Consider the following 7,312-nt stretch of genomic DNA (forward strand, 5'->3'; position numbering starts at 1 on the left):
CCACACGTCCGACGACGCCTTCGGTGCCGCCGATGCCTGGCTGGGCGAGATCACCGGAGGGCGATAGCGGGGGGCACCGGGAGGACCGAAAGCACAGTAGGCTTACTATCGAAGGTCCTCCTCCCACAAAAGGCTGGTTCCACGATGGCTCGATTGCGCCGCAGCAACACGCGCAGGCCCGGTATCACCCGCCGCCGCCACGGCAAGGGGTTCAGCTACCGCGCCCCGAACGGCGAGCTGCTGCAGGACCGCGACGAGATCGAGCGCATCCGGGACCTCGTGATCCCGCCGGCGTGGAAGGACGTATGGATCGCGCCCTATCCGAACGGGCACGTCCAGGCGATCGGCACGGACGACGCCGGCCGGCGCCAGTACATGTACCACCCGGCATGGCGCGAGCAGAAGGACCGCGAGAAGTTCGACCGCGCCCTGGACTTCGGAGCGAAGCTGCCGAGCGCCCGCCGGGCCATCACCCAGCACCTGCGCAGTGATGGCGTGACGAGGGAACGCGCATTCGCCGCTGCGCTGCGGATCGTCGACGCCGGGGCGCTGCGGATCGGGTCGGCCCAGTACGCCGAGGCGAACGGTTCCTTCGGCGTCACGACCCTCCTCGTGGAGCACTGCACGATCGAGGGCTCCATCATCACCTTCGACTTCCCCGGGAAGAGCGGGCAGCACTGGGAGACGCGGCTCGAGGACGAGGACCTCGCCGGTGCCCTGCGGCCCATGATGGAGCGCGAGGACGCCGACACGGTGCTCGCCTACCAGACGGAGGACGGCAAGTGGCACCACGTGGACGGCTCCCTGCTCAACGAGTTCCTCCGGCAGGTGACCGGCGGTCCGTTCACGGCGAAGGACTTCCGGACCTGGCAGGCCACCGTCGTCGCGGCCATGGCGCTGGCCAAGGAGGACCTGAAGGCGACGAGCCGCACGGCCCGCCAGAAGGCCGTGACGGCGACCATGAAGGCCGTGGCCGACCACCTCGGCAACACGCCGACCGTCGCCAGGAGCTCGTACGTCGACCCGAGGCTCGTGGACCGGTTCATGAGCGGCGAGGTCATCCCCATCACCACCTACTCCGCCTCGGAGAAGGCCGTGCAGGAACTCCTGCGGGACTGAACAGCACATTTCCAACCATCCCGCCGGTCAGTACGCTGGCAGCGGGCGCCCAACGAGGAGCGCATCCTTCGACGAAAGGAAGCATCATGACCGAGAACGCTCATGGAGGACACATCGTGAACCCCAACGAGGGCGACGGCTCGACGTCGGACCCCAACTGGCAGGGCGATATGGGCGACCAGGGGAACGACGTCCGCTTCGCCGAGGAGCAGGCCCTGATCAACGAGCAGGCCGGCCGCGCCGACCGCGACCCGGCGGAGGCCGTCGACGCCTCCGAGCAGGAGGGCCACTACACCAGCTCGGATCCCGCCGGAGCCTCCGGTGGCTACACCTCGTCGCAGGACCCGGCCGAGGAGGGCGAGTACACCGACAAGGACAAGCCCCTCATCGACGAGCCCGAGGGCCAGGGCGAGTACACGGACCGCGACCGCTAGGACGGACCTGCCCTAGGGGCGGCGCAGGACCTTCTGCCGGCCCCGCTGCCAGCCCCGCTGCCAGCCCAGCTGCCACGTCCTGGGCCACCGCCGGTGCCAGTCGGGCAGCGGCAGCACCGAGGACCCTGATGGTCCGGGAGCCGTCACCGGCACCCGGACCATCAGTGCGTCCGGGTCCACCCGGGCGGTCAGCGAGGTGATGGAACCGGAGGGATCGCCGTCGAGCTGGGTGGCGATCGGATCGGCTGACCAGACGGTCACCTCCCGGGCGCGGTAGTAGCTGATGACCGGGATGACGCCGCGGTGCCGCGAGAGGATCTTCGCGGCCATCCAGGTCCAGCCGAGCAGGCTGCGGGGGCTCAGCACCACGACGTCGAGGTAGCCGTCGTCGATCACGGCGTCGGGCACGAAATCCACCCCCGCCGGCAGCTTGCCGCAGTTCGCGACGAGGAGGCTGCGGACCTTCCTGCTCTGCGGCGGCTGTCCGTCGAGGCTGATCGAGATGCGCCGGCGCCTGCCGGGCAGGTGGCGCACTCCGGCCTCGCTGTAGGCGAGCCAGCCGAATTTCTCCTTCAGGTCCTGCTTCGCGTCGGCCACCACGCTCGCGTCGAAGCCCACGCCGCCCATGACGAGGAACGGGTGCTCGGACACCACCTCGCTGCGGTCGTTGCGCAGCCTGATCCGGGCCATGTCGATGCGCCGCTCGGAGCCGTGCAGGGCGAGCCGGAGGCAGCCCGCGATGTCGTTGTACGGCAGGCCGAGGTTCCGGACGAGGAGGTTCCCGGTCCCGAGGGGCAGCAGGCCGAGCGCGGCGGGCTGGTGCGCGAGTGCCTGCGCCACGGCACGCACCGTGCCGTCGCCGCCGGCCGCGATGACGACGTCGGCCCCGGCCGCAAGTGCCTGCGCGGCCTGCCCCGTGCCCGGATCCTCGATGGTGGTCTCGAGGACGAGCGGGGGTTCCCAGCCGGCGTCCGAGCACGCCTGCTCCACGAGGGCACGCGTCGCGTCGGCCTGGAGCTTCGAGGGATTCAGCACGAGTGCGACGCGCTGCGGGCCCGCCGCCACCGGCGTCGGCTCGTGGACGGAGGCGGTGGGGGTGCGGGTCTGCTGCAGCCGCCGGACGGACCAGTACGTCTGGAGGGACGCGACGGCGGCGGACGCCGCGGCGGTTCCGGCAAGCAGTTTGCGGCGCATGGTCATCCAGAATAGCGGCACGGCCACCGCGGGCGGCCGTGCCGCCGGGTTTGGGTAGTCTTGACGGGTGATCGACGTCAACGACCTCCGCCTGAATCCCGAGCAGTTCCGAGCATCGCAGCGCGCCCGCAGGGCGGATGAGTCCCTCGTCGACGCCGTCCTCGCGGCGGACACGACGCGGCGGGAGTCCGTGACGGCCTACGAGACGCTGCGCGCCGAGCAGAACGCCTTCGGCAAGCGGGTGGCCCAGGCCAAGGGCGAGGAGAAGCAGGCACTCCTGGCCGAGGTCAAGGAACTCGCGGCGTCCGTCAAGGCCGCCGCGGCACGCTCCGAGGAGGCCAAGGCCGAGCAGGAGGCGCTCCTGCGCAAGCTGCCGAACCTCGTGCAGGACGGCGTCCCCGAAGGCGGCGAGGACGACTACGTCGTGGTGAAGAAGGTCGGCACCCCGCGGGACTTCGCGGCCGAGGGTTTCGAGCCCCGCGACCACCTCGAGATCGGCGAGCTGATCGGCGCCATCGACATGGAGCGCGGCGCCAAGGTGTCCGGTTCGCGCTTCTACTTCCTGAAGGGCGTCGGTGCCCGCCTCGAGCTCGCCCTGCTGCAGATGGCCCTCGACCAGGCGATCCGCGCCGGTTTCATCCCGATGATCACCCCCACCCTGGTGCGGCCCGAGACCATGCAGGGCACCGGCTTCGACATCGCCCACGACGCCGAGATCTACCGGCTCGAGGCGGACGACCTGTACCTCGTGGGCACCTCCGAGGTGGCGCTGGCCGGGTACCACTCGGACGAGATCCTCGACCTCGGTGCGGGTCCGGTCCGGTACGCCGGCTGGTCCTCCTGCTACCGCCGCGAGGCGGGGTCCCACGGCAAGGACACGCGCGGCATCATCCGCGTGCACCAGTTCAACAAGGTCGAGATGTTCACCTACACGACCGTCGAGGACGCCGCTGCAGAGCACGAGCGCATGCTCGCCTGGGAGGAGGAGATGCTCGCGAAGGTGGAACTGCCGTACCGCGTCATCGACACGGCGGCCGGCGACCTCGGGATGTCCGCCGCTCGGAAGTTCGACTGCGAGGCGTGGGTCCCCACCCAGGGGGACTACCGCGAGCTGACGTCGACGTCGAACTGCACGACCTTCCAGGCCCGCCGGCTGAACATCCGCGAGCGCCAGGACGGGGAGGGCCAGAAGGGGACGCGCGCCGTCGCCACCCTGAACGGGACGCTGGCGACCACCCGCTGGATCGTGGCGATCCTCGAGCACCACCAGAACCCGGACGGTTCCGTCACCGTGCCGGCGGCGCTGCGGCCTTATCTTAACGGTCTGGAAACACTTCCGGTACTGTGAGCGCCGTCCTACCGGGGCTTCAGTGAGGTCTGGTTCACTGAACCATGAGTACTTTGAGCGATGCCGGCATCGATGACCGGCAGGAGAACAGGAAGCACCACCTCGTCGCCCTCGACGTCGACGGCACCCTCGTGGATCACGAGGGGTCGATGACCGAAGAGGTGCGGGACGCCGCGCGGGCCGTCATCGAAGCCGGGCACGACGTCATCATCGCCACGGGCCGGTCCCTCGGGGCCACCCTGCCCGTGATCCGGCTCCTCGGTATCACGCGCGGTTACGCGGTCTGCTCCAACGGCGGGGTCACACTGAGGATCGACGCGGCGCTGCCGGAGGGATTCGAGGTCCTCGAACGCGTCACCTTCGATCCGAGACCCGCCCTCACCGCGCTCCGCGAGCGGCTCCCCTCCGCCAAGTACGCGCTCGAGGACGACCGCGGCCGCTTCCTGTCCACGGAGAGCTTCCAGGACGCGAGCTTCGGTTCCGAGGCGCAGAGCGTCGGCTTCGAGGAGATGCTCGAGAGCCGGGCCGTGCGTGTGGTGGTGTTCAGCACCGACAGTTCGGCCGACGAGTTCGGGAACGCCGTCGCGTCGATCGGGCTGCACGGGGTGACCTACTCCGTGGGCTGGACCGCCTGGCTGGACATCGCCGCCTCGGGCGTCACGAAGGCCAGCGCCCTGGAGGCCCTCCGGCAGCGCCTCGGGACCGACCGCAGCCTCACGGTCGCCGTCGGCGACGGCCGGAACGACGTCGAGATGCTCGAGTGGGCCGGCCGCGGGGTCGCGATGGGGCAGGCACCCGAGGAGGTCCGTGCTGCGGCGTCGGAGGTCACGGGCAGCGTGTACGACGACGGCGCCGCGAAGGTCCTGCGCTCGATCGTCTGACTCCGTCTGACTCCGTCTGACTCCGTCTGACTCCGTCCGACTCCGTCCGACCCCGTCCGACTCCGTCCGACCCCGTCCGACTCCGTCCGACCCCGTCAGTACGCCAGGGCCGCCTCGGGCAGTGATGCCGGTCCGTGCGTGAGGTCCAGCAGGCGGGCTGCCGCGGGCCGCGTGGCCCACTCCTCCATCCAGTGCGAGCGGACGACGGCGCGGCTCACGGCCTGCGTGGTGATGCCGAGTTCCTGCGCGACGTACTTCTGCTGCCCGCGGGCACCCGGCGTCATGAGGTCCAGGACGGCCCACTCCGAGTCCGTGCGCGTGTACACGATCTGCCCGAGCAGTCGCAGCACCGCCTCAGCCTCGGCCGCGATACCGCCGTCGGGCCCCTCCACCGCGAGGGGGATCCGCTCGCCGGTCTTCCGGGCGCGGTCCACCGCGCGGCGCGCGTACACGAGGCCGTAGCCCTGCGCGTCGACGAGCCGCTCGGGGACCGGGGGCGTGAGGCCGCCGACGCCGATACCCACGTGCCAGCGCCGGTAGCGGATGGCCTGCAGCGCGGCGTCGACCGCCGTGGACGCCGCATCCACGACGCCCTGCACCTCGTCGCCGACGGAGCGCTGGAACGGGATCACGGTGGGGAGCCGGCGCAGGACCCTGAGGAGGTCGCCGACCAGGTCCCCGGCCTCACGCGAGTCACGCTGGTTGATGGTCAGGACGTAGTGCATGGCCCCAGTATGGGGGACCTACCGCCGAAATCAACGCCTTCCGGTTGATCGGGGCGGCTCAGGGCCCGCAGCGGGCGGAGGAGGGGCCGGAAACGCAGGAGCTCCCGCCGTCCCCGGCGGGAGCTCCTGCAGGGACGTCCTAGCGGCCCTCGGGGGTCTCCGTGGCGTTCTTCGCCTCCACATCGACGGAGCGGCCCTGGGGCTCGTCCTGCGCGCTGCCCTCGCCGATCTCCTGGAAGCGCTTCAGCGACGCCTCGACCTCGGCCTCGGCCTCCTCGCGCCCGGCCCAGTCGGCGGCCTCGACCCACTTGCCCGGCTCGAGGTCCTTGTACTTCGTGAAGAAGTGCTTGATCTCGTCGAGCAGGAAGTCCGAGACGTCGGACAGGTCCTTGATGTGGTCGAAGCGGGGATCCACGGGTACGCACAGCACCTTCGCGTCCCCGCCGCCGTCGTCCGTCATGTTGAAGACGCCGATCGGGCGCGACTCGACGAGCACGCCCGGGATGAGGTCGAAGTCCTGCAGCAGGACGAGCGCGTCCAGCGGATCGCCGTCCTCGCCGAGCGTGTTCTCGAAGTAGCCGTAGTGCGTGGGGTACTGCATGGCCGTGAACAGGACGCGGTCGAGGCGCAGCCGGTGGGTGTCGTGGTCGATCTCGTACTTGACGCGCGATCCCTTCGGGATCTCGATGGTGACGTCGAGCTTCATGGCAACTCCTGGGGCTAGGTGCGGTGGCAGCCGGCGGCCGCGCCCTCCGCTGGAGGGCCGCCCGACCGGTCTAGTGTTTCATTCGTCAGCCCTAACATATCGGTCGGCCGCCGGTACCAGAGCATTTCCTCGTGGTTGCGGCGCTGCCCCGCCGGACCTTGCGAAAGGACACCATGAAGCGCCTGCTCCGCCTGCTGACCGGTCTCCTCCTGGTCCTGGTGATGGCGGGGATCGCCGTACCCCTGGCCGTGTACCTGACGCCCCGGGTCCTCGCGGCCGTGGATCCCGCCCCTTCGGCACCTCCCGTGACGCCCTCCCCGCAGGTGCCGCCGACGGCGGTCCCCCTGCCCGACGTCGTGACCCCCCTCTCCCCGGCGGCGCCCGCACCGGACCCCGCGGTCCTCGGCCCACAGCTGGACGCCGCCCTGGCGATCCCCGGGCCCGGGAGCTTCGCGGGCACCGTCATCGACTCCGCGGACGGTGCGGTGCTGTACGCGAGGGACGCCGACCGCCCGCAGCCACCGGCGTCGAACATCAAGCTCCTCACCGCCGTCGCGGCCATGACCTACGGCCGGCCGGACCAGGTGCTGGAGACGACGGTCCTCACCTCGGGGACCGCGCCCGGAGCGCTCTACCTGCGCGGCGGGGGTGACGTCCTCCTCGGCTCCGGTCCCTCCGACCCCGACGCCGTGATCGGGCGGGCAGGCCTCGCCACCCTCGCCGCCGACGCGGCCGACGCCCTGCCCGACGGCTCCGGCCCCTACAGCGTCTACCTCGACGACTCCCTCTTCGCCGGTGCCACCCTCAACCCGACCTGGGCGGACGGCGACGTCCAGGCGGGGGAGGTCGCGCCGGTTCACGCGCTCGCCGTCAACTCGGCATGGCTCGAGGAAGGCAGGACCGGC

The 7,312-nt window shown here is 70.9% G+C and carries 8 protein-coding genes; 5 read left to right on the forward strand and 3 right to left on the reverse strand.

All coding sequences use genetic code 11. The annotated features are described in order from the left end of the window. Positions 1-144: 144 nt before the first annotated feature. Together CVO76_RS00745 and CVO76_RS00750 are read left to right on the forward strand one after the other, a co-directional pair. Positions 145-1,119: a DNA topoisomerase IB gene (locus tag CVO76_RS00745; RefSeq protein WP_133080075.1), complete on the forward strand. Its 975-nt coding sequence runs from the start codon at positions 145-147 to the stop codon at positions 1,117-1,119. Positions 1,120-1,205: 86 nt separating this feature from the next. Next, positions 1,206-1,553: a hypothetical protein gene (locus CVO76_RS00750; protein ID WP_208740345.1), complete on the forward strand. Its 348-nt coding sequence runs from the start codon at positions 1,206-1,208 to the stop codon at positions 1,551-1,553. A gap of 12 nt (positions 1,554-1,565) precedes the next feature. On the opposite strand, the gene CVO76_RS00755 is transcribed toward CVO76_RS00750, so the two are convergent. Next, positions 1,566-2,747, reverse strand: coding sequence for a diacylglycerol/lipid kinase family protein (locus CVO76_RS00755; RefSeq protein WP_208740346.1), 1,182 nt, complete (start codon positions 2,745-2,747; stop codon positions 1,566-1,568). 67 nt (positions 2,748-2,814) lie between these two features. On the opposite strand from CVO76_RS00755, the gene serS reads away from it, so the two are divergent. Both serS and CVO76_RS00765 read left to right on the forward strand, forming a co-directional pair. After that, the gene (gene serS, locus CVO76_RS00760) at positions 2,815-4,095 is read left to right on the forward strand and encodes a serine--tRNA ligase (protein WP_133080078.1); all 1,281 of its coding nucleotides are present in this window, start codon (positions 2,815-2,817) and stop codon (positions 4,093-4,095) included. Between the two features lie 44 nt (positions 4,096-4,139). Beyond that, positions 4,140-4,976: an HAD family hydrolase gene (locus tag CVO76_RS00765; protein ID WP_133080079.1), complete on the forward strand. Its 837-nt coding sequence runs from the start codon at positions 4,140-4,142 to the stop codon at positions 4,974-4,976. 95 nt (positions 4,977-5,071) lie between these two features. On the opposite strand, the gene CVO76_RS00770 is transcribed toward CVO76_RS00765, so the two are convergent. Next, entirely contained in the window at positions 5,072-5,701 is a 630-nt protein-coding gene (locus tag CVO76_RS00770) for a hypothetical protein (RefSeq protein WP_208740347.1), read from the reverse strand. A gap of 139 nt (positions 5,702-5,840) precedes the next feature. Beyond that, the gene (locus CVO76_RS00775) at positions 5,841-6,407 is read right to left on the reverse strand and encodes an inorganic diphosphatase (RefSeq protein ID WP_133080081.1); all 567 of its coding nucleotides are present in this window, start codon (positions 6,405-6,407) and stop codon (positions 5,841-5,843) included. Positions 6,408-6,580: 173 nt separating this feature from the next. On the opposite strand from CVO76_RS00775, the gene CVO76_RS00780 reads away from it, so the two are divergent. Further along, the coding region (locus tag CVO76_RS00780) for a D-alanyl-D-alanine carboxypeptidase (protein WP_208740348.1) at positions 6,581-7,312 on the forward strand (732 nt) is incomplete at its 3' end.

The organism is Arthrobacter agilis (assembly GCF_002953615.1).
GTDB lineage: Bacteria > Actinomycetota > Actinomycetes > Actinomycetales > Micrococcaceae > Arthrobacter_D > Arthrobacter_D agilis_B.